This window comes from Aromatoleum toluclasticum ATCC 700605, from assembly GCF_000378245.1.
Taxonomy (GTDB): Bacteria; Pseudomonadota; Gammaproteobacteria; order Burkholderiales; family Rhodocyclaceae; genus Aromatoleum; species Aromatoleum toluclasticum.
The window spans coordinates 1-20174 of record NZ_KB899505.1 but is presented as its reverse complement, the minus strand read 5'-3'; the positions used below and the strand labels follow the sequence as shown (position 1 = coordinate 20174).

General features: G+C 67.0%; 17 protein-coding genes and 1 rRNA gene. 11 read left to right on the top strand and 7 right to left on the bottom strand.

Going from position 1 to position 20174, the window contains the following annotated elements:
• Positions 1-111: 111 nt before the first annotated feature.
• The 5 genes from F464_RS0120860 to F464_RS0120840 form a co-directional block, all read right to left on the bottom strand.
• Entirely contained in the window at positions 112-1311 is a 1200-nt protein-coding gene (locus F464_RS0120860) for an ABC transporter permease (RefSeq protein WP_018991799.1), read from the bottom strand.
• Complete coding sequence (locus F464_RS0120855) at positions 1308-2516, bottom strand: ABC transporter permease (protein ID WP_018991798.1); 1209 nt, start codon at positions 2514-2516, stop codon at positions 1308-1310. Before F464_RS0120855 ends, F464_RS0120860 begins: the two co-directional genes overlap by 4 nt.
• A gap of 169 nt (positions 2517-2685) precedes the next feature.
• Positions 2686-3378, bottom strand: a complete 693-nt coding sequence (locus F464_RS0120850) for an ABC transporter ATP-binding protein (RefSeq protein ID WP_018991797.1) — start codon at positions 3376-3378, stop codon at positions 2686-2688.
• Positions 3379-3386: 8 nt separating this feature from the next.
• Positions 3387-4550, bottom strand: coding sequence for an efflux RND transporter periplasmic adaptor subunit (locus tag F464_RS0120845; protein WP_018991796.1), 1164 nt, complete (start codon positions 4548-4550; stop codon positions 3387-3389).
• A 90-nt stretch (positions 4551-4640) separates the two neighbouring features.
• Positions 4641-6374, bottom strand: a complete 1734-nt coding sequence (locus tag F464_RS0120840; RefSeq protein WP_018991795.1) for a glutamine--tRNA ligase/YqeY domain fusion protein — start codon at positions 6372-6374, stop codon at positions 4641-4643.
• A 218-nt stretch (positions 6375-6592) separates the two neighbouring features.
• Between F464_RS0120840 and crcB the strand changes: the two genes are divergently transcribed.
• Entirely contained in the window at positions 6593-6991 is a 399-nt protein-coding gene (gene crcB, locus F464_RS0120835) for a fluoride efflux transporter CrcB (protein ID WP_018991794.1), read from the top strand.
• A 46-nt stretch (positions 6992-7037) separates the two neighbouring features.
• Here the strand turns inward: crcB and F464_RS0120830 are convergent, their stop codons facing one another.
• A complete protein-coding gene (locus tag F464_RS0120830) occupies positions 7038-8321 on the bottom strand; it encodes a TIGR03862 family flavoprotein (RefSeq protein ID WP_018991793.1) in 1284 nt (427 codons plus the stop codon).
• Positions 8318-8812 carry a DNA-deoxyinosine glycosylase gene (locus F464_RS0120825; protein ID WP_018991792.1) on the bottom strand — a complete coding sequence of 165 codons (495 nt, stop codon included), beginning with the start codon at positions 8810-8812 and terminating at the stop codon, positions 8318-8320. The genes F464_RS0120830 and F464_RS0120825 overlap by 4 nt, the downstream gene beginning before the upstream one ends.
• A 138-nt stretch (positions 8813-8950) precedes the next feature.
• On the opposite strand from F464_RS0120825, the gene F464_RS0120820 reads away from it, so the two are divergent.
• From F464_RS0120820 to F464_RS0120780, 10 genes are all read left to right on the top strand, one after another.
• On the top strand, positions 8951-9547 hold the full coding sequence (locus tag F464_RS0120820; protein ID WP_026296195.1) for a Yip1 family protein: 597 nt from the start codon (positions 8951-8953) through the stop codon (positions 9545-9547).
• Positions 9548-9798: 251 nt separating this feature from the next.
• Positions 9799-11244 (top strand): YjgN family protein, encoded by a 1446-nt coding sequence (locus tag F464_RS0120815; protein WP_018991790.1) that lies wholly within the window; start codon positions 9799-9801, stop codon positions 11242-11244.
• Positions 11244-12269 carry a M48 family metallopeptidase gene (locus F464_RS0120810; RefSeq protein ID WP_018991789.1) on the top strand — a complete coding sequence of 342 codons (1026 nt, stop codon included), beginning with the start codon at positions 11244-11246 and terminating at the stop codon, positions 12267-12269. Before F464_RS0120815 ends, F464_RS0120810 begins: the two co-directional genes overlap by 1 nt.
• Before the next feature lie 166 nt (positions 12270-12435).
• Positions 12436-16518: an ATP-dependent RNA helicase HrpA gene (gene hrpA / locus F464_RS0120805; RefSeq protein ID WP_084600566.1), complete on the top strand. Its 4083-nt coding sequence runs from the start codon at positions 12436-12438 to the stop codon at positions 16516-16518.
• A gap of 211 nt (positions 16519-16729) precedes the next feature.
• Positions 16730-17113 (top strand): 30S ribosomal protein S6, encoded by a 384-nt coding sequence (rpsF, locus tag F464_RS0120800; RefSeq protein WP_018991788.1) that lies wholly within the window; start codon positions 16730-16732, stop codon positions 17111-17113.
• A 1-nt stretch (position 17114) separates the two neighbouring features.
• The gene (priB, locus tag F464_RS30565) at positions 17115-17468 is read left to right on the top strand and encodes a primosomal replication protein N (RefSeq protein WP_084600565.1); all 354 of its coding nucleotides are present in this window, start codon (positions 17115-17117) and stop codon (positions 17466-17468) included.
• Positions 17431-17703, top strand: a complete 273-nt coding sequence (gene rpsR / locus F464_RS0120795) for a 30S ribosomal protein S18 (RefSeq protein ID WP_018991787.1) — start codon at positions 17431-17433, stop codon at positions 17701-17703. Before priB ends, rpsR begins: the two co-directional genes overlap by 38 nt.
• A 16-nt stretch (positions 17704-17719) precedes the next feature.
• Positions 17720-18169 carry a 50S ribosomal protein L9 gene (gene rplI, locus F464_RS0120790; protein WP_018991786.1) on the top strand — a complete coding sequence of 150 codons (450 nt, stop codon included), beginning with the start codon at positions 17720-17722 and terminating at the stop codon, positions 18167-18169.
• A 116-nt stretch (positions 18170-18285) separates the two neighbouring features.
• Positions 18286-19695: a replicative DNA helicase gene (gene dnaB, locus F464_RS0120785; RefSeq protein ID WP_018991785.1), complete on the top strand. Its 1410-nt coding sequence runs from the start codon at positions 18286-18288 to the stop codon at positions 19693-19695.
• 364 nt (positions 19696-20059) lie between these two features.
• Positions 20060-20174: ribosomal RNA gene (locus F464_RS0120780) — 16S ribosomal RNA — on the top strand; the annotation flags it as partial.

The window sequence follows — 20174 nt, the reverse complement described above, 5'->3', positions numbered from 1 at the left end:
TATGCGGAAAAAGGGAATTGTTGTAGTTTCAATCTAGTCAGCATCCGTTCGGCGTGCCTGCTCGAATCGCGCAGAATTGATCTGGCTCAAAAAACCGTGTAGTGATAATGGTTATTCCGAGCGCAGCGCTTCGACAGCATCGAGGCGCGCCGCACGGATCGCGGGAAGCACGCCGGCGACTAGCCCGATCACCACCGCGAGCGCCTCCGCGATGGCCACGAAATGCCACGGTGTATGGACGGGCAGGGCAGGGACGAGCAGGCCGACGAGCTGGGCGGCCCCCGCGCCTGCGAGCAGTCCGAGCGCACCGCCGATGGCTGCGAGGGCGATGGCCTCGGCGAGGAAGAGGCGCAGGATGGTGGTGCGCCGGGCACCGATCGCGACGAGCAGCCCGATTTCGTTGGTGCGCTCGGTGACCGCAATCGTCATGATCGTGACGATGCCAACGGCGCCCACCAGCAGCGAGATGCCGCCCAGCGCGCCGACCGCGGCGGTGAGGATGTCGAGGATGTTCGACAGGCGCGCGAGCATGTCTTCCTGCGTCGTCAGCGTGACGTCGTCCTGACCGTGGCGGGCGACGAGCACCTTGCGGATGTCGGCGGCGACCCGCGCGGCCGGTACGGCTTCCGCGTAGGTGACGTTGATCTCCATCAGGCCTTCGCGGTTGTAGAGCGAAAGCGCGCGCGAGGTCGGGATGTAGGCGGTGTCGTCGAGGTCGACGCCGAGGAACTGGCCCTTTTCCTCCATCACGCCGATCACGCGGTAGCGTTCGCCACCGATGCGCAGTCGTTCGCCCAGCGCGTTGGCATAGCCGAAGAGTTCGTGCTTGAGCTTCGCGCCCAGCACCACGAAGGCGCGCGCGCCGTTCGGGTCGTCGGGCGGGAGGAAGCGCCCGACGCGCACCTGCATCGAGAAGATGCGGTGCATGTCGGGGCCGACGCCATACACGCTCGTGCGACGCACGCGACCGGCACCCTCGACGTCGGAATTGCCCCATACACTCGGTGTCACGCCGGTGACGTGGGGCACGCGATCGAGCGCCGATGCATCGTCGAGGGTGAGCTGGCGGGCGGTGCTCGGCAGGCCCGGCGGGCCTCCGCGCGCGCCCTGGCGGCCGGGGGTGATCTGGATGATGTTGGTGCCGAACTGCGTGAACTCGTTGAGCACGAAGCGGTGCAGCCCTTCTCCGATCGAGGTCAGCAGGATCACCGCGGCGATGCCGACGCCGATGCCCAGCAGCGTGAGGAAGCTGCGCAGGCGGTGGGCGAGCAGCGAGCGCAGCGCGAGCTGGACGAAGTCACGCAGGCTCATCGCCGGGACAGGGCCTGCACGGGGTCGAGGCGGGCGGCGCGCCGCGCGGGCATCACGCCGAACAGGATGCCGGTCGCGAGCGCCGTGCCGATGCCGGCGAACACGGCCCAGTCGGGCGGCCACGCCGGCAGCACCGGGAAGGCGATGCGCAGGCCCCAGGCGCCGAGGTGACCGAGCGCGAATCCGGTGATCGCGCCGGCGAGCGACAGCAGGGCGGCCTCCGTGAGGAAGGCGAGACGGATGTTGTGGCCGGTGGCGCCGAGCGCCTTGAGCAGGCCTATCTCGGCGGTGCGCTGCGTGACCGCGACCAGCATCACGTTCATCACGAGGATGCCGGCGACCGCGAGGCTGATCGCGGCGATGCCCGCAACGGCCATCGTCAGGGCGCCGAGGATGCGGTCGAAGGTGCCGAGCACGGCGTCCTGCGTGATCAGCGTGACGTCGAGTTCGCCCTCGCGGCGCAGGCGCATGATGTGCTCGAGTTGCTGCTTCGCCGGTCCGATCGCCTCGCGGCTGCGCGCCTCGACGATGATGCGGAAAAGGTTGTTGGTGTTGAACATCGCCTGCGCGGTGGCGACCGGCACGAACACCAGCTCGTCGGTGTTCATGCCCAGCCCCTGGCCGGTCTTGCCGAGCACGCCGATCACGCGCAGGCGCCGGTCGCCGACGCGCACCATGCGACCGATGGCCGGTTCGCCACCGAAGAGCTCCTCGCGGACCTTCGTGCCGAGCACGGCGACGGCCGAGGCGCGGCCGAGATCCTCGCGCGGCAGGAAGCTGCCTTCGGCCATGTGGAAGGCGCGGATGTCGACGTAGTCGCCGCTGGTGCCCACGACCATCGCCTCGCGCAGCCGTCCGCCCCAGGCGATTTCGGAATTGCCCACCGACAGCGGCGCCATGCGGTTGACCAGCGGGGCGCGCAGCAGCGCTTCGGCGTCGCGCACGGTGAGGTCGCGCGGCGTGCTCGTGATGAGGTTGCCGAGCCCCAGGCCGCCCGTGGCGGTGCGTCCGGGGAGCACGATCACGAGGTTGCTGCCGAGGGCGGAGAATTCGTTGACGACATAACGTCGTGCGCCGTCGCCGAGCGCAGTGAGCACGACGACGGCCGCCACACCGATCGACATCGCCAGCACCATCAGCGCGGTGCGCAGCGGATAGCCGGTCGCGGCGCGGGTCGCGAAGCGGAGCGTGTCGGCGGGTGTCATCAGGCCTCCCGCCGGGCCGCCCCAAGGGAGGCCTGCGCCCCCTTGGGGGGCAGCGAGTAACGCGAGCGTGGGGGTAGTTTCATCTCAGGCCTCCCGCCGGGCCGCCCCAAGGGAAGCTTGCGTCCCCTTGGGGGGCTGCGAGTAACGCGAGCGTGGGGGAAGTTTCATCTCATGCGGGAGTGGGTTCGCGGACGTCCTGCAGCAGGCGCCCGTCTTCCATCATCAGGCGCCGGCGGGCGCGTCCGCCCATGACCGGGTCGTGGGTGACGACGATCAGTGTCACCCCGGAAGCGTTCAACTCTTCCAGCAGATGCGTGACGTCCTGCCCGGTCGAGCGGTCGAGGTTTCCCGTCGGCTCGTCGGCGAGGATCACCGCCGGGCGCATGATCGTCGCGCGCGCGATCGCGACGCGCTGCCGCTGGCCGCCCGACAGTTCGTCGGGCCGGTGGCTCGCGCGGGTTTCCAGACCGAAGTCCTTCAGCGCCTGCGCCACGCGCGCATGGCGCTCGGCGGGCGCAATGCCGGCGAGCATCAGCGGCAGCGCGATGTTCTCTGCGGCGGTGAGGCGCGGCACCAGATGGAAGCTCTGGAACACGAAGCCGATGCGGGTACGGCGCACCTCGGCCTGTTCGTCCGGTGAGAGCGTCGTCACGTCGCGCCCTTCGAGACGGTAGGTGCCGGCATTGGGGCGGTCGAGGAGGCCCAGCAGGTTCAGCAGCGTCGACTTGCCCGAACCGGACGGGCCCATCACGGCGACGTACTCCCCGCGTTCGATCGACACGCTCAGTTCGTGCAGCGCATGGACCTCGCTGTCGCCGAGCTTGAAGACGCGCTCGATGCCCGAGAGTTCGATCTGCGCCATCGCGGCCCTCAGCGCGAGGCCCCGGCCTCGTCTTCCGGGCGCACGCGGGCGCCGTCCTTCACCCCTTCGCGTTCGAGCGACGCGGCGATGCGGTCGCCTTCGGCGAGGCCTTCGAGCACCTCGGTGAATTCCCAGTTCGAGACGCCGGCCTTGACCACGCGCTCTTCGAGCCTGCCGTCATCGGCACGGTAAAGCAGCACGCGATTGCCTTCGCGCAGCGTGGAGGTCGGCACGCGCAGCGTGTTCTCGCGCACGGCCAGCACGATCTCGGCGTCGGCGCTGTAGCCGACGAGCAGGCCTTTGACTTCCTCGGGACGGGCGAAGTCGATGTCGACCTCGACGGTGCGCGCCTGCTTCTCGACTGCCGTGATGTAGGGCGCGATGCGTTTCACGCGCGCCTCGAAGACCTTGCCCGGCATCGCGTCGAGTGTCACGCGTGTCGGCTGGCCGGGGTGGATCTTGGGGGCGTCGATCTCGTCCATCGGCGCCTTCACGTACAGGCAGCTGTCGTCGATGAGGTCGATCGCGGGCGGCGTCGGCACGCCAGGCGGGGAGGGTGTCGAGTATTCGCCGAGTTCGCCGGTGATCTTCGCGACGGTGCCGGCGAAGGGCGCGATCAGCACCGTGCGCTGGCGGTCGGTCGAGGTCGCGGCGATCTGCGCTTCCGCGGTGCGCGTGTCGGCGCGCGCCGTGTCGCAGGCCGCGCGGCGCGCGCGTGCCTCGGTGCGGGCCTGCTCGACGCGAGAGGCGGAGACGAACTTGCGCTCGAACAATTCATCCTGCCGCTTCGCCTCGCGCTCGGCATTGTCGGCCTGCGAACAGGCCTCCTGCACGCGCTTGCGCGCCGTTTCGAGCTGGGCGCGATTCACCGCGAGGCGCGCCTCCTGGTCCTCGTTCCACAGCCGCAACAGCACCTGGCCCGCCTGCACTCGGTCGCCTTCCTTGACGCCGAGGTAGTCGATGCGCCCGCCGATGATGGTCGACAGCTTCGTGCGCTGGCAGGCCTCGATCTCGCCTGCGCGCGTGTTCGACAGCGTCGCCTCGACCGTGCCGCGTGCGACCTCGACGAGCCGCACCGGGATGGGCTTCGGGCGGGTGAACCACCAGATCGCCCCGCCAATCAGGGCGAGGACGACGAAGACGATCAGGCTGCGTCGGACGAAGGGTTTCATGAGGCTCCTGCGCGGTTTCCAAACGGCATGTCGGAATCGATGATCCGCCCTTCGTCGGGTGCGCGCAACCGCGCAGTGCGCCTCGGTTCGTCAGCCCTTGGCCTTGGCCCACGAGTCCTTCAGCGTCACGGTGCGGTTGAACACCGGCGCCCCGGCCTGCGAATCGGCGCGGTCGGCGACGAAGTAGCCGTGGCGCTCGAACTGGAAGCGCTCCTCGGGTGCGGCCTTGCGCAGCGCCGGTTCGAGGACGGCGCGGAGCGTGCGCCTGGAGTCGTAGTTGAGATCGTCGACGAAGCTGCGTTCGAAGCCTTCCGGGTCGCCCTCGCGGCGGTTGCCAGGGTAGGGATGGGCGAACAGGCGGTCGTAGAGGCGCACTTCGGCCTCGTAGCCATGCGCGGCCGACACCCAGTGCAGGTTGCCTTTCACCTTGACGCTGTCGGCGCCCGGCGTGCCGGATTTGGTGTCGGGCAGGTATTCGCACAGCACGGCAGTCACGTTACCGTCGGCGTCCTTCTCGCAGCCCGTGCATTTCACGATGTAGCCGTAGCGCAGGCGCGCCATGTTGCCCGGGTAGAGGCGATGGAAGCCCTTGGCCGGCGCCTCCATGAAGTCCTCGCGCTCGATCCACAGTTCGCGCGAGAACGGCATCTCGCGCTTGCCGAGCTCGGGCTTGAGCGGATGGTTGGGCGCCTCGCACAACTCGCTCTGCCCTTCCGGGTAGTTCGTGATCACGAGCTTGAGCGGATCGAGCACCGCGACACGGCGCTCGGCCGCCTTGTTGAGATCCTCGCGCATGCATTCCTCTAGCACGCTCAGGTCGATCCACGTGTCCGACTTGGTGACGCCGATGCGCTCGGCGAAGAGGCGGAAGCCCCCCGCAGTGAAGCCGCGGCGGCGCGCGCCGACCAGCGTCGGCAGGCGCGGATCGTCCCAGCCCGCGACGTGGCCTTCTTCAACCAGCTGGATCAGCTTGCGCTTCGAGAGCACCACATAGGTCAGGTTCAGGCGCGCGAACTCGATCTGCTGCGGCAGCGGGCGCGGGAAGAAGCCGCCTGCCGCGAGCGCGTCGAGCAGCCAGTCGTAGAACGGGCGCTGATCCTCGAATTCGAGCGTGCAGATCGAGTGCGTGATGCCCTCGATCGCATCCTCGATCGGGTGCGCGAAGGTGTACATCGGATAGATGCACCACTTGTCGCCGGCGCGATGGTGGTGTGCCTTGCGGATGCGGTAGATCGCGGGATCACGCAGGTTGATGTTGGGCGAGGCCATGTCGACCTTTGCGCGCAGCACGTGCTCGCCGTCGGCGAATTCCCCGGCGCGCATGCGGCGGAAGAGGTCGAGGTTCTCCTCGACGCTGCGGCTGCGGTAGGGGCTCTCGCGTCCCGCTTCGGTCAGTGTGCCGCGGTAGGCGCGCATCTCCTCGGCCGACAGCGACTCGACGTAGGCCTTGCCGGCGACGATCAGGTACTCGGCGCAAGCGTACATGCGGTCGAAGTAGTCGGACGCGAAGTACTGGTGCCTGCCCCAGTCGAAGCCCAGCCAGGTCACCGCCTCGATGATCGAGTCGACGTACTCCTGCTCCTCCTTCTCCGGATTCGTGTCGTCGAAGCGCAGGTGACACACCCCGGCGTAGCTCTGCGCCAGGCCGAAGTTCAGGCAGATCGACTTCGCGTGGCCGTAGTGCAGATAGCCGTTGGGTTCGGGCGGGAAGCGGGTCTCGACCCGTCCGCCCCATTTGCCGCTCCGGATGTCCTCGTCGATGATGTTGCGGATGAAGTTGCTCGCGGGCGCTGCGGCGGCAGCGGATTTCGATGTGTCGGACACGGGGGAAAGCCTCGATTCAAAGGGCGGGAATTACGCGAATCCGCGATTTTAGCGCGTCGGCGCGGCGATTGAGGCTTTCGGCCTGCCTCAGGCGCTGCGCTCGGCTAGAATTCCAGCCGATTGCCATCTCGCGGACGATTCATGCATTCCTGTTCAAATCCTCGCTACAACGGCCGGCCCGGCATCCGGTGCGCACTTGTACTGCCGGGAGGTCCGCAGTGAGCGCACCCCTCGCGCCACTGCCGGCCTTTGCGGCGATCGGCCTCGGCGCCGCCGTGGGCGCGTGGCTGCGCTGGGGCCTCGGCATGCTGCTCAACCCGCTCTTCCTCGCAATCCCGCTCGGCACCCTCGCGGCCAACCTGCTCGGCGGCTTGCTCATGGGAGGTGCGCTTGCCTGGATCCATGCTGTGCCCGAGATGTCGCCGACACTGCGCCTGCTCCTCACGACCGGCTTCCTCGGCGGACTGACGACCTTCTCGACCTTCTCGGCGGAAGGGCTGCACCTCGTGCAGCGCGGCGAATGGGTCTGGCTCGCGCTGCATACGCTGCTGCACGTGCTGGGGGCGCTGGCGATGGCGTGGGCGGGCTACGCGGCGTTCAACGCCTGGCGGGGGTGATCGCGCTCGGCTGTGTGCAGTCGTGTGCGGTTGCGCGCGGTTGTGTTCACTCGCGGCCAGCCAGCCAGTCCGCTGCACCCAGCCCCGCCGCCCGGCCGGTCGCGAAGCATGCCGTGAGCAGGTAGCCGCCCGTCGGCGCCTCCCAGTCGAGCATCTCGCCGCAGCAGAACACGCCGGGCAGGGCGCGCAGCATCAGCCGCTCGTCGAGAGCCTCGAAACGTACCCCGCCTGCGCTGCTGATCGCCTCGTCGAGCGGTCGCGGTGCCGCAAGCACGATGGGCAGCGCCTTGATCGCGGCGGCAAGGCGGCCCGGGTCGGCGAAGGTCTCCTTGGTCGTGCATTCGCGCAACAAACCCGCCTTCACGCCGTCGATGCCGGCCTTGCTCTGCAGGTGGCTCGCCATCGAGCGCGAGCCGCGCGGGCGCGACAACTCGTCGGTGAGGCGCGCGAGACTGCGTCCGGGCGCGAGATCGAGGTATAGCGTCGCCGAACCCGTCGCCTCGATCGTGTCGCGCAGCGGTGCCGACAGCGCGTAGATCAGCCCCCCCTCGATGCCTGTCGCGGAGACCATGCACTCGCCCGCGCGCTCGTGCGTCTGCCCGCGGGCATCGGTAATGCGCGCCGCGACCGATTTCACCGGAGCGCCAACGAAACGGTCGACAAGATGCCGACTCCATCCGGGCTGCGCGTTGCCGGCCAGGTGGCCGACGTCGAAGCCGCAATTTGCCGGACGCAGCGGGGCAAGCTCGACGCCGCGTCCAGCCAGCAGGGGCATCCAGCTTCCGTCCGACCCAAGCTTCACCCAGCTGCCGCCTCCCAGCGCGAGGATTACCGCGTCGGCCACGATGGTTCGTTCCCCTTCGGGTGTCGCGAAACGCAGGCCGCGTGGCGGTTTCTTGCCCCCATCCTCCCAGCCCAGCCAGCGATGGCGCACATGCAGGCGGACGCCTGTCTGTCGCAAGCGGTGCAGCCAGGCGCGCAGCAGCGGTGCAGCCTTCATCTCCTTCGGGAATACCCGCCCGGAACTGCCGACGAAGGTTTCGATGCCCAGGCCGTGCGCCCATTCCCGCAATTCCGCCGCACCGAAGCGGCCGAGCGGCGGCGCCAGGTCGGCCTGCCGTTCGCGGTAGCGCGTGATGAAGGTTCCGGGCGGCTCCGAATGGGTGAGGTTCAGCCCGCCGATGCCCGCGAGCAGGAACTTGCGTCCCGGCGAAGGCATTGCGTCATGAATGTCTACGCTGAAGCCGCGCTCCGCGAGCATCTCCGCCGCCATCAACCCGGCCGGACCGGCACCGATCACCGCAACCCGCAACTGGGTCGTGCCGTTCATCGTGCAATCTCCTGCCAGGCCGTGAGTTTCGTCGCATATGAGTGCGACGCATTCGCCGGACTCGTCGAAGGCAGCCGCTGCCACGCGATGCGCGCGTCGAGCCCGGGCGCGACGTGCCGCCGGAACAGCGTCGCCGCCGCCGTGCCGTTGAGGAACACCCGTGCGATACCCGGATGCGCCGCAAAGAAGGCGGCGAAATCGTTCACTTCCATCGATTCCGGTTCGATGTCCGCGTCCAGGCTGCCCTTGCGCCGGCATGCGCCGAGGACGTCCCATAGCGCATAGCCGCGTTCGGCGAAGAGTCGCGCACGTTCCGAATACGGCAGCGCCGCGTCGATGCCAAGCACCGCACACACGATGGGCCAGAAGCCGTTGCGCGGATGCGCGTAATACTGCTCCGCCGCGAGCGAAGCCGCACCCGGCATGCTGCCCAGGATCAGGGTGTGGGCGTGCAGCAGGGCGATCGGCGGGAAACCTTCGAGACGGGACATCGGCGTGGCAGGCGGGCAGGGACTCAACGGGACGCACGGTAGTCGGCTGCGTGCTGTCGGGCAAGTCCGCGCGCCGGGAATCCTTTGCTTTGTTTGGAGTCGAACGAAAGTCTCGTCAAGGGAGACAAGGAGGTCGCAATGAACACCCACAACTTACCCAAGATGTTGTACTCATACTCGGAGGGCTGGCAGGACCTGATCCAGGTGCATCCGACCGTCGCGAAGATCTTCACGATGTACGTGATGCCGATGTCGCTGATTCCGCCGGCGATGTTCCTGTACTCGATGTTCGCCACGCCGGGCGCGGTATTCCCGGAACTGGTGCCACAGATCAGCGTCGGCGAGGCGCTCGCCGCGGCAATTGCGTTCTATGTCGCGGAGCTGGCGATGGTGGCATTGATGGCGTCCATCATCCAGCAGATGGGCGACGTCGTGGATGCCAAACCGCCATACTCCGAGTCCTTCATCCTCGCCTCGGTCGCGCCGACCCCGCTGTGGCTCTCCGCGCTGGCGCTGTTCATCCCGTTCGCCTGGGCGGCAGGGATCGTCGTCGCGGCTGCGTGGGTCGCCTCGGCGGCGCTGATCTATCACGGCGTCTACCCGCTCTTCAAGCTCGAGGACCGGAGCAAGTCGCGCCTGATGGGTTCCTTTGTGCTTACGGCGGGTGTCATCGCATGGTGCGCCCTGTTGGTCGTACTGGCGCTCGCGATGAGCATGATCGTCGGTTTGCGCTGAGCAAATTCCGACGTCCGGGGCGGTTCGGAGCCTCGCTCCCCCCGCCCCGCCCCCCGCCCTTTTTGGCTCCCGCAGCGGGTATTTCGCGATTCGCGATGTGACTGACTGCACATGACATGCTCTGCGGTTATGATGTGGGGCAGGTCCGGTGTTACGATTTTGTCATGTCCGGAACGCTGTCGCGCGCGCTCCGTTTCGCGACAGGGGCTCTCCGCATCCGGCGGCGGTCCCCGCGCAACCACGGAGACACGATGGCAGAGGCGAGCTACACCCTGGTATTTGGCGGCGGCATCCTGTCGGGGTTCGAGCGCGAGCAGGTCATGCAGCGCTTCGGCCAGCTGTTCCGCGCCTCGGCGGCCGACGTCGAGACGATCTTCGGGCACCCACGCGTGGTGCTCAAACGCAATCTCGACCGCGCTGCTGCCGACGCCTACATGGGCCGCCTCAGGGCGATCGGGATGGCGGTCAGTCTCGACACGGTGCATCCGCCGGCCGACGCCGCCACAGCGGAAACCGCGCCGTCGCCTGTTGTCCGGGCGGCCGCGGTGTCGCAGCCAGGGCAGCTGGCGGAAGAGGAATCGGTGGTGCCGGCGTCCATGGCCGCAAGGCCCCGGGCGGAAGCGGCCGACCAGGCATCGGCTTCGGACGCCGCGCGGCAGGGCAGGGAGGCGGCAAGCGCCTTTGTCGCAGCGCCGACGCCGGTTGCTGATGCGACCGACGAGCCGCGCGAACTCGCCTTCGAATTCAGCGGCAACGGCTTCGAGTTCTTCCGCATCTGGATCGTCAACCTGTTGCTCAGCATCGTCACTCTGGGCATCTACTCGGCCTGGGCCAAGGTGCGCACGCAGCGCTACTTCTACGGCAATACCCGTTGCGCCGGCGCGAGCTTCGAATACCTCGCCGATCCGCTGAACATCCTCAAGGGGCGCCTGATCGCGTTTGCGCTGCTGGTGCTCTACCTGCTCGCGGACAAGTTCGCGCCACCGCTCCGTGCAGCGCTGGCGCTGGTCTTTTCCCTGATCTTCCCGTGGGTCATGGTGCGCGGGCTGGCGTTCCGCAACCGCAACTCCGCCTGGCGCGGCGTGCGCTTCGGCTTCGACGGCCGCTTCGGCGAAGCCTATCGCGTCTTCGCCCTGTGGCCGTTCGTCGGCGTGCTCAGTCTCGGGCTGCTGTTTCCATACGCCGTCTATCGTCAGCAGCAGTTCGTCATCGAAAACAGCCGTTACGGTACCGAGTCCTTCCACTTTGAAGCGCGTCCCCGCGGGTTCTACATGATCGCGCTTGTGCTGACCGGTGTCGCCGTTGGGGGATTCCTGCTTACCGGCTTCGTCGGCGCCGTCCTCCCGCTGCTGACCCCACTGGCGGTCGTGGCCGTCTATCTGGTGATCTTCGTGCTGTCCAGCGTCATGTTCACCAATCTGCGCTACAACAACGCCGCGCTCGGTGCGCACGGCCTGCGGGCCGACTACCGCGTCGGCTCCTACACCATGCTGATGCTCACGAACATGGTGGGCATCGGACTCACCCTCGGCTTGTTCTACCCCTGGGCGAAGGTGCGCAGCGCGCGTTATGCTGCCCGCCACATCGCTTTCGTGGCCGACGGCGATCCGGGTGAATTCGCTGCCGCGCAGCGCGAAGAGATCTCCGCGCTCGGCGGGGAAATCGGCGAAATGTTCGACGTCGATCTGGGTCTCTGATGCGGTTGGAAGGCCGCTTTTTCGATGGCGCCAGCTCGCGCAGCCACCGCGCGAGCGTCCTCGTCGAGGATGGTTGCGCCCGTGTCGAAGGGGCGTCGGGCGACGCGCTGCTGCCGGCCGTCGAACTCGAGCGCCTCGAGTTTTCCTCGCGTGTCGGCAATACGCCCCGCTTCCTACGCTTTCCGGGCGGCGGAAGCTTCGAGACGGACGACAACGACGCGGTCGACCGGCTTTCCGCCCCGAGCTCGTCGGTGGGCGGATTCGCCCACCGGTTGGAGTCGAAGCTGCGCTACGTCCTCATCGGCCTCCTCGTCGCCGTTGCTTTCGTATGGGGCAGCGTGCAGTGGGGTGTGCCCGCGCTTGCGCGGATCGCTGCCTTCTCCCTGCCCGCCGAAGTCACCGGCCACGCGGAGCGGATGGCCCTGGAAATCATGGATCGCCAGCTGTTCGAGCCCAGTCGCCTGCCGCAGGAAGAGCAGGCCCGTCTGCTCGCAGTCTTCGCGCCGCTGACGGAAGATGCAGCACAAGACCCGCCGGTGCGCGTGCTGTTCCGCGCTGCCGCCGGCCCCCTCGGCGCCAACGCGCTGGCCCTTCCGGCGGGCACTGTCGTCCTCACGGACCCGCTCGTGCAACTGGCGCAGCATGACGAAGAGCTCGTGGGCGTGCTCGCTCACGAAATCGGCCATATCAGGCATCGCCACGCGATGCGAAGCTCCCTGCAGGCCTCCTTCGTCGGTCTCGTCGCCACGCTCGTCGTTGGCGACGTGTCGTCCGTTTCCTCGATTGTCACCGCGTTGCCGCTGATCCTCACCCAACTCGGCTACTCGCGCGCCTTCGAGCGTGAAGCCGACCAGTACGCAGTCGAGACGCTGCGTCGCCATGGCATCGGCACGCAACCTTTCGTAGACATCCTGCAGAGGCTCGATCCCTCCGGAGACGAGAAGGGCGCGTACCTATCGACCCACCCGCCCACTCCGGAGCGTGTCAGACGGATTCTTTCCGGTGCGAAGGGGCTGACGCCGTAATCGCATCGCGCACCGCGCGGCAAGCTTCGCCCGGCGCCTCCATGTCCGCGCAAGTCGTTCTGGCATAATCGGCGTATTGCCCCTGCGGCGTCCAGGCGCCGGCGGAGGTCCTCGTTAACAGCGCGCCCGCGTTCCCGGATGCGGGCGCCCGCCGCCGACTTCAAGCGTGACAACTACCGAATCCCGGCCCGCCAGCGCGCGCTGGCGCGATGATTTTTCCGACTGCCTCAGCGCCGACCGCCCGCGCCTGCGTCGCCTCGCGCGCGATCTCGGTCGCAACCTGGGGGCGAAGCGCGAGCGCCCGCAGGCGGATTTCGACGCGCTGCTCACCCGCTCCCGTGCGGCGCTGGTCGAACGCCTGGCCCGCCTGCCGAAACCCGACTTCCCCGCCGAACTCCCCGTCACGCAAAAGCGCGGTGAGATCGCCGCCGCCATCGCCGCCCACCAGGTCGTCATCGTCTGCGGCGAAACCGGTTCCGGCAAGACCACCCAGCTGCCCAAGATCTGCCTCACGCTCGGCCGCGGCGGCGCGGGCCTTATCGGCCACACGCAGCCGCGCCGTCTCGCCGCCCGCGCGACCGCGACCCGCATCGCGCAGGAGCTGAAAAGCGAACTCGGCCAGGCCGTCGGCTACAAGATCCGCTTCACCGACCGCCTCAGCGAGTCGAGCGCGATCAAGCTGATGACCGACGGCATCCTGCTCGCCGAGACGCAGGGCGACCCGACCCTAGCCGCCTACGACACCCTGATCATCGACGAGGCCCACGAGCGCAGCCTCAACATCGACTTCCTGCTCGGCTACCTCAGGACCCTGCTGCCGCGTCGCCCGGACCTGAAGGTGATCGTCACGTCCGCGACGCTCGACGCCGACCGCTTCGCGCGCCACTTCGCCAGCGCCGACGGCAAGCCCGCCCCGGTGATCGAAGTCTCCGGCCGCCTTTATCCGATCGAGCTGCGTTACCGCCCCGTCGAATCCGATGACGAACCCGCCCAACAGGACCGGCGCCCCGGCGCCGACCGCCGCAAGGACCGCGACCTCTACGACGCCATCGTCGACGCCGTCGACGAAGCCCATCGCAGCGGTCCCGGCGATACCCTCGTGTTCCTCCCCGGCGAGCGCGAAATCCGCGAGGCCTCCGAAGCCCTGCGCAAGGCCCATCACGCCTCCGGCACCGAGATCCTGCCTCTCTACGCGCGCCAGTCCGCGCAGGAGCAGACGCGCGTGTTCGCGCCCGGCAAGGGCCGCCGCGTCGTCCTCGCGACCAACGTCGCCGAAACCTCGCTCACCGTTCCCGGCATCCGCTACGTCGTCGACACGGGCCTCGCGCGTGTAAAACGCTACTCGCATCGCAACAAGGTCGAGCAACTGCAGGTCGAGAAGATCGCGCAGTCGGCCGCCAAGCAGCGCGCGGGGCGCTGCGGCCGCGTCATGGATGGCGTCTGCTTCCGCCTCTACGACGAGGACGACTTCGCCAGGCGCAGCGCGCACACCGACCCCGAGATCCTGCGCTCCTCGCTCGCCGGCGTGATCCTGCGCATGAAGTCGCTGCGCCTGGGCGCCGTCGAAGACTTCCCCTTCATCGACGCCCCGCTGCCGCGCATGATCGCCGACGGCTACCAGCTCCTCAGCGAGCTCGGTGCAGTCACCGACGACGATGCCCGCGAACTCACGCCGACCGGCGTCGAGCTCGCGAAGCTCCCGCTCGACCCCAAGATCGGCCGCATGATCCTCGCCGCGCGCGACCGCGGCTGCCTCGCCGAAGTCCTCGTCATCGCAGCCGCCTTGTCGACGCAGGACCCGCGCGAGCGCAATCCCGAAAGCCCCGGCGCCGCCGACCAGGCGCACGCGAAATTCCGCGGCGGCGAGCAGGACCAGCGCTCCGAATTCCTGTGGTACTGGAACTTGTGGAAAGCGTGGAGCGAAGTGCTCCGCCACGAAACCGGCAGCAAGCAGAAGGCGTGGGCCAAGCAACACCACCTCTCGTACATGCGCCTGCGCGAATGGCGCGACGTGCACACCCAGCTCCACACGCTGTGCACCGAACACGGCTGGAGGGAAAACGACAAGCCCGCGCAGTACGAAGCCATCCACAAGGCGCTGCTGGCGGGCCTCCTCGGCCACGTCGGCTGCAAGATCGAGGACGCCAGCGGCCCGCAGGCCGGCAGCTACCTCGGCGCCCGCGGCATCAAGTTCTGGCCCCACCCCGGCTCTGCCCTGGCCAAGAAAGCCGGCAAATGGATCGTCTGCGCCGAACTCGTCGATACCTCGCGCCTCTTCGGCCGCTGCCTCGCGAAGATCGAACCCGAATGGCTGGAGGAAGTCGGCGCCCACCTCCTCAAGCGCCAGGGCTATGAACCGCACTGGTCCAAGACCTCCGGCGCCGTCCGCGCCTGGGAGCGCGGCACCCTGCACGGCCTCGTCCTCTACGCCCGCCGCGGCGTCGCCTACCGCGACATCGACCCCGGGATGTGCCGCGAACTCTTCATTCGCGAAGGCCTCGTCGAGGGCGAGATCGCCGAAGGCCCGGCGCGCGGCATGCCCTTCCTGCAGCACAACCGCCGCCTCGTCGCCGAGATCGAACGCCTCGAACACAAATCGCGCCGCCCCGACGTCCTCGTCGACGAAGAATTGATCCACGCCTTCTACGAGTCGAAGCTCCCCGCCGACATCCTAGATGTCCCGAGCTTCGAAGCCTGGCGCAAGCAGGCCGAGAAAGCCGAGCCCAAACTCCTGCATCTGTCGCGCGACCAGCTCATGCGCCATGAGGCGGAAGGCATTACCACAGACCGCTTCCCCGCGAACTTCGAGGTCCTCGGCCAGAAGCTCAAGCTCGGCTACCTGCACCAGCCCGGCGAAGCCGACGACGGCGTCACGCTTACCGTTCCGCTCGCGATGCTCAACCAGATCCCCGCAAACCGATGCGAATGGCTCGTGCCCGGCTTGCTGGAAGAAAAGGTCGCCGCGCTGCTGCGCACCGTGCCGCAGAAACACCGCCACCGCCTGCAACCGATCGGCGAAAGCGCCGGCGCCTTCATGGCGCAGTACGACGCGGGCGAATGGGATCTCGACGAACCCCTTCTGCGCGCGCTGCAGCGCTTCGTCGAGGACCGCGTGTCGCTCAAGCTGCCGATGGAGTCCTTCCGTGCGGAGAATCTCAACCCGCACTGTTTCATGAACTTCCGCGTCATCGACGAACACGGCCGCGTGCTCGGCCAGTCGCGCAACCTCGCCGAGCTGCGCACGCGCCTGCGCGATCAGGTCGCCGAACGTTTCCGCGGCGCGCGCATCACGCTCCCCGAAGCAGCCGCCGCCAAGACGCCCCCGCCGCCCGCCGAGCGAGGGCCGAAAGGGCAGGGCGCCCCCGCGAAAACCGCCGCGGAGCCGGCCGCCGCCGCCCTCTCCGGCTTCACCGCCTGGACCTTCGGCACGCTGCCCGAACTCCTCGAAGTCAAGGTCGCCGGCCGCGAAGTCATCGGCTTCCCCGCGTTGCACGACGACGGCGACAGCGTCTCGCTGCGCCCCTACGACACACCGGAAGAAGCCGCCAAGGTCCACCGCAAAGGCCTCACCCGGCTCTTCGCCCTGACCCTCAAGGATCAGGTGCGCGCCGTCGAACGCCTGCCAGGCCTGCGCGAACTCGCGCTCGCCTTCATCCCCTTCGGCACCGAAGCCGAGCTCAAGGCGCAGCTCGTCGCCGCCACCCTCGACCGCACCTGCTTGCTCGACCCGCTCCCGTCCGATGCCGCGAGCTTCGACAAGCGCTGCGCCGAAGCCAAATCGCGCATCACCCTCGTCGCGCAGGAATTCATGCGCCTCGCGACGACCCTCATCGCCGAGCACGCCGCGCTGCAGAAACGCCTCACCGGCATGAAAGGTTTCCCCGAAGTCGCTACCGACCTCCAGGCCCAGGTCCGCGAACTGATGCCCAAGGACTTCCTCGTCGCCTACCCCTGGGATCGCCTCGCCCACTTCCCGCGCTACCTCAAGGCCGCGGGCGTACGGCTCGACAAGCTGCGCAACAACCCCGCGCGAGATGCGCAACTGCAGGCCGACTGGCGCAGCCTCGCCCAGCCCTTCGAGCGCGAGCGCCTCGCCAAGCGCAAGGCAGGCGTCGACGATCCCGCGCTCGACGAATTCCGCTGGCTCCTCGAAGAACTGCGCGTCGGCCTCTTCGCCCAGGAACTCAAGACTCCCATGCCGATGTCGGTCAAGCGCCTGCAAAAAATCTGGGACGCCCGTCCCCGATAAGCAGGCCATCCAGGGTGGAACCGTTGCGAGGGTGTCCGGCCAGCCCCGCCCGGACGCCCGGATCAGCAGCACGGCAACCGAGGTGCCGAGCAACGCGCGCCGTTAAACAACGCCCTTTGATCCGTCAAGCCTTTCCTGCTATCCTTCCCGGCTTTCCCTTGCTCCACCGGACCGCATGCCGGGGAGCTGCCATCAACCGCAAGGAGTCTCCATGCGACATTACGAAGTTGTATTCATCGTCCACCCGGACCAGTCGGAACAGGTCCCGGCGATGATCGAGCGCTACAAGTCGCTCGTCACCGCCCGCAATGGCCAGATCCATCGCCTCGAAGACTGGGGTCGTCGCCAGATGGCCTATCCGATCCAGAAGGTGCACAAGGCTCACTACGTGCTCATGAACATCGAATGTGACGGCGAATCGCTGGCCGAACTCGAGCACGCCTTCAAGTTCAACGACGCCGTCCTGCGTCACCTCGTCGTCAAGATGAAGGGCGCCGTCGCCACCCCGTCGCCCATGATGAAGGAAGAGAAGTCCCGCTCGCTGACCGCCGCGCCCGTCGCGGAAGAAGCGAAGCCCGAGGCCGAATCCGCCTGAGGTGACTGACGAGGGGATCAACCAGCTGCACCTCGACGCCCGGATCGCTGAACTCCAGCCCCTGCGTCGAACCCCGGCAGGAGTGCCGATCGCCGCATGCGGCCTCGCGCACGAATCGAAACAGATCGAAGCGGGCCTGGTCCGCGACGTTTCGGTGGAACTGCAGGCGGTTGCAGTCGGTGATCTGGCCAGCGTACTGGCCGGCGCATCCCCCGGCATGAGGATAAGGGTCGCCGGATTTCTCGCCGCGAAGAGTCTTCGCAGCCGCAGTCCGGTACTGCACCTGAGCAAGATCGAATTTCTGGAAGGAAACGAAAATGGCGTTCAACAAGAAGTTTGCAAAGAAAAAGGATGACCGCGGCAATCGCGGCCTGTTCAAGCGTCGCAAGTTCTGCCGCTTTACCGCCGAGAAGATCGAGGAAGTCGACTACAAGGATGTCGATATCCTGAAGGACTTCGTCACCGAAAACAGCAAGATCATGCCGGCCCGCATCACCGGCACCAAGGCTCACTACCAGCGTCAGCTGTCGACGGCGATCAAGCGCGCGCGCTTCCTCGCCCTGCTGCCTTACACCGATCTGCACAAGTAATCGGGAGAGATCGGACATGCAAATCATTCTGCTCGAAAAAGTCGCCAACCTCGGTACCCTCGGCGATGTGGTCAAGGTCAAGGACGGCTACGCCCGCAACTACCTGATCCCGCAAGGCAAGGCCAAGCGTGCGACCCAGGCCAACATGGCTGCGTTCGAAGTCAAGCGCGCCGAACTCGAAAAGGCCCAGGCCGAAAAGCTCGCCGAAGCCCAGGCAGTCGCCACCAAGCTCGAAGGCTTGATGCTGCAGATCGCCCGCAAGGCAGGCATGGACGGCCGCCTGTTCGGCTCCGTCACCAACATCGACATCGCCGAAGCGCTGGACGCCCAGGGCTTCAAGGTCGAGCGTAGCGCGATCCGTATGCCCGAAGGCCCGATCAAGGCCATCGGCGACGTGCAGATCGACGTCGCTCTGCACCACGATGTCGTCGTTCCGGTCACCGTCTCCGTGCTCGGCGAACAGTAATCCGCCCGCGCTGACGTGATCGCAAAAGGGGCTGCCGCGGCAGCCCCTTTCCTTTTTCGGTAGCTGCCGCCGCTTCGGTAGAATTCCGCACTCGCTCCCCTGGAGGCTCGTCTCCGATGGCCACTCAAAAGCGTCGCTTTTCCGCGAACCCCGGCGATCCCGAAATTTCGGCGATCAAGCTTCCTCCGCACTCGCTCGAAGCCGAACAATCCCTGATCGGCGGCATCCTGCTCGACAATCAGGCCTGGGAGCGCGTTGCCGACCTCGCCAGCGAAGCCGACTTCTATCGCGACGACCACCGGCGCATCTTCCGCCACATCAGCAAGCTCCTCGACCTCGGCAAGCCGGCCGACGTCGTCACCGTCTTCGAGTCGCTGGAGAAGAACGGCGAATCCGAGCAGGCGGGCGGACTCGCCTATCTCGCCGAGATCGCCAACAGCACTCCGTCGGCCGCGAACATCCGCCGCTACGCCGAGATCGTCCGCGAGCGCGCCATCCTGCGCAAACTCGTCAGCGTCGGCGACGAGATCGCCGCCTCCGCGCTCAGCGCCACCGGCCGCGACGCGAAGACCCTGCTCGACGAAGCCGAAGCCAAGGTCTTCGAGATCGCCGAATCCAGCGCGCGCACCACCACCGGCTTCGTGTCGATCCAGCCCATCCTCAAGCAGGTCGTCGACCGCGTGCAGGAGCTCTACGACCGCGACAGTCCGACGGAAGTGACCGGCGTGCCGACCGGCCTCGTCGATCTCGACGACAAGACCTCGGGTTTGCAGCCGTCCGACATGATCATCGTCGCCGGCCGTCCTGCGATGGGCAAGACCACCTTCGCGCTCAACATCGCCGAGCATGTCGCGATCGACTGCAAGCTGCCCGTCGCCATCTTCTCGATGGAAATGCCGGGCACGCAGCTCGCCACCCGTTTCATCTCCTCGGTCGGGCGCATCGACCAAGGCAAGATCCGCACCGGCCGCCTCGGCGACGAGGATTGGCAGCGCCTCACGATGGCGATGGGCAAGCTCTACGACGCGCCCCTGTTCATCGACGAGACGCCCGGCCTCAATCCCATCGACCTGCGCGCCCGTGCGCGGCGCCTTTCCCGTCAGTGTGGCAAGCTCGGTCTCATCGTCATCGACTACCTGCAGCTGATGGTGGGTACCAAGGAGAGCGACAACCGCGCTGCCGAGCTGTCCGAGATCTCACGTTCGATCAAATCGCTCGCCAAGGAGCTGCATGTGCCGATCGTCGCCCTCTCCCAGCTCAACCGCAGCCTCGAGCAACGCCCGAACAAGCGCCCCGTGATGTCCGATCTGCGCGAATCCGGCGCTATCGAGCAGGACGCGGACATCATCATGTTCATCTACCGCGACGAGGTCTATAACCCCGATTCACCGGACAAGGGCACGGCCGAGCTGATTATCGGCAAGCACCGTAACGGCCCGACCGGCACTGTGCGCATGACCTTTATTGGCGAGTGTACGCGGTTCGAGAATTACGCCGGCGGCTCCGGCTTTTATCAGAGTGAATAAGCGAGTCGGTTTTTATTTGCCGAAGTGCTTGACGATTTAATTGAGCTCTATATAATTCGCGCCTCTTCAGCGCTGCAGCGGATTCGTTGGTGGCGGTGGGGAGTGGAAAGAGGTGGGTAGTGGAAAGAGGTGGGTAGTGCGGCGGCGGATTTAAAAAAGTTTGCTGCGGTGCTTGACGAAAGCGGTAGGGTTTGTCAGAATCTCTTTCTCGCTGCAACGGCAGCGGTTCTTTAAAAAATTGGACAACCGATAAGTGTGGGTGCTTGGTTGGCGCGACCGGAACTGCTTCGGCGGTTTTAATGTTGCAAAGATTGAGTGCTCATATGTAAGTCAGTAATGATTTCTTTGAGTGCTTTGTTGGATTGAACTTAAGAGTTTGATCCTGGCTCAGATTGAACGCTGGCGGCATGCTTTACACATGCAAGTCGAACGGCAGCGGGGGCTTCGGCCTGCCGGCGAGTGGCGAACGGGTGAGTAAT

Coding starts and splice junctions, on each gene's coding strand:
- F464_RS0120860 (WP_018991799.1), bottom strand. CDS start 1,311: ATGAGCCTGCGTGACTTCGTCCAGCTCGCGCTGCGCTCGCTGCTCGCC.
- F464_RS0120855 (WP_018991798.1), bottom strand. CDS start 2,516: ATGACACCCGCCGACACGCTCCGCTTCGCGACCCGCGCCGCGACCGGC.
- F464_RS0120850 (WP_018991797.1), bottom strand. CDS start 3,378: ATGGCGCAGATCGAACTCTCGGGCATCGAGCGCGTCTTCAAGCTCGGC.
- F464_RS0120845 (WP_018991796.1), bottom strand. CDS start 4,550: ATGAAACCCTTCGTCCGACGCAGCCTGATCGTCTTCGTCGTCCTCGCC.
- F464_RS0120830 (WP_018991793.1), bottom strand. CDS start 8,321: ATGAACGGCACGACCCAGTTGCGGGTTGCGGTGATCGGTGCCGGTCCG.
- F464_RS0120825 (WP_018991792.1), bottom strand. CDS start 8,812: ATGTCCCGTCTCGAAGGTTTCCCGCCGATCGCCCTGCTGCACGCCCAC.
- F464_RS0120820 (WP_026296195.1), top strand. CDS start 8,951: ATGAACACCCACAACTTACCCAAGATGTTGTACTCATACTCGGAGGGC.
- F464_RS0120815 (WP_018991790.1), top strand. CDS start 9,799: ATGGCAGAGGCGAGCTACACCCTGGTATTTGGCGGCGGCATCCTGTCG.
- F464_RS0120810 (WP_018991789.1), top strand. CDS start 11,244: ATGCGGTTGGAAGGCCGCTTTTTCGATGGCGCCAGCTCGCGCAGCCAC.
- rpsF (WP_018991788.1), top strand. CDS start 16,730: ATGCGACATTACGAAGTTGTATTCATCGTCCACCCGGACCAGTCGGAA.
- rpsR (WP_018991787.1), top strand. CDS start 17,431: ATGGCGTTCAACAAGAAGTTTGCAAAGAAAAAGGATGACCGCGGCAAT.
- rplI (WP_018991786.1), top strand. CDS start 17,720: ATGCAAATCATTCTGCTCGAAAAAGTCGCCAACCTCGGTACCCTCGGC.
- dnaB (WP_018991785.1), top strand. CDS start 18,286: ATGGCCACTCAAAAGCGTCGCTTTTCCGCGAACCCCGGCGATCCCGAA.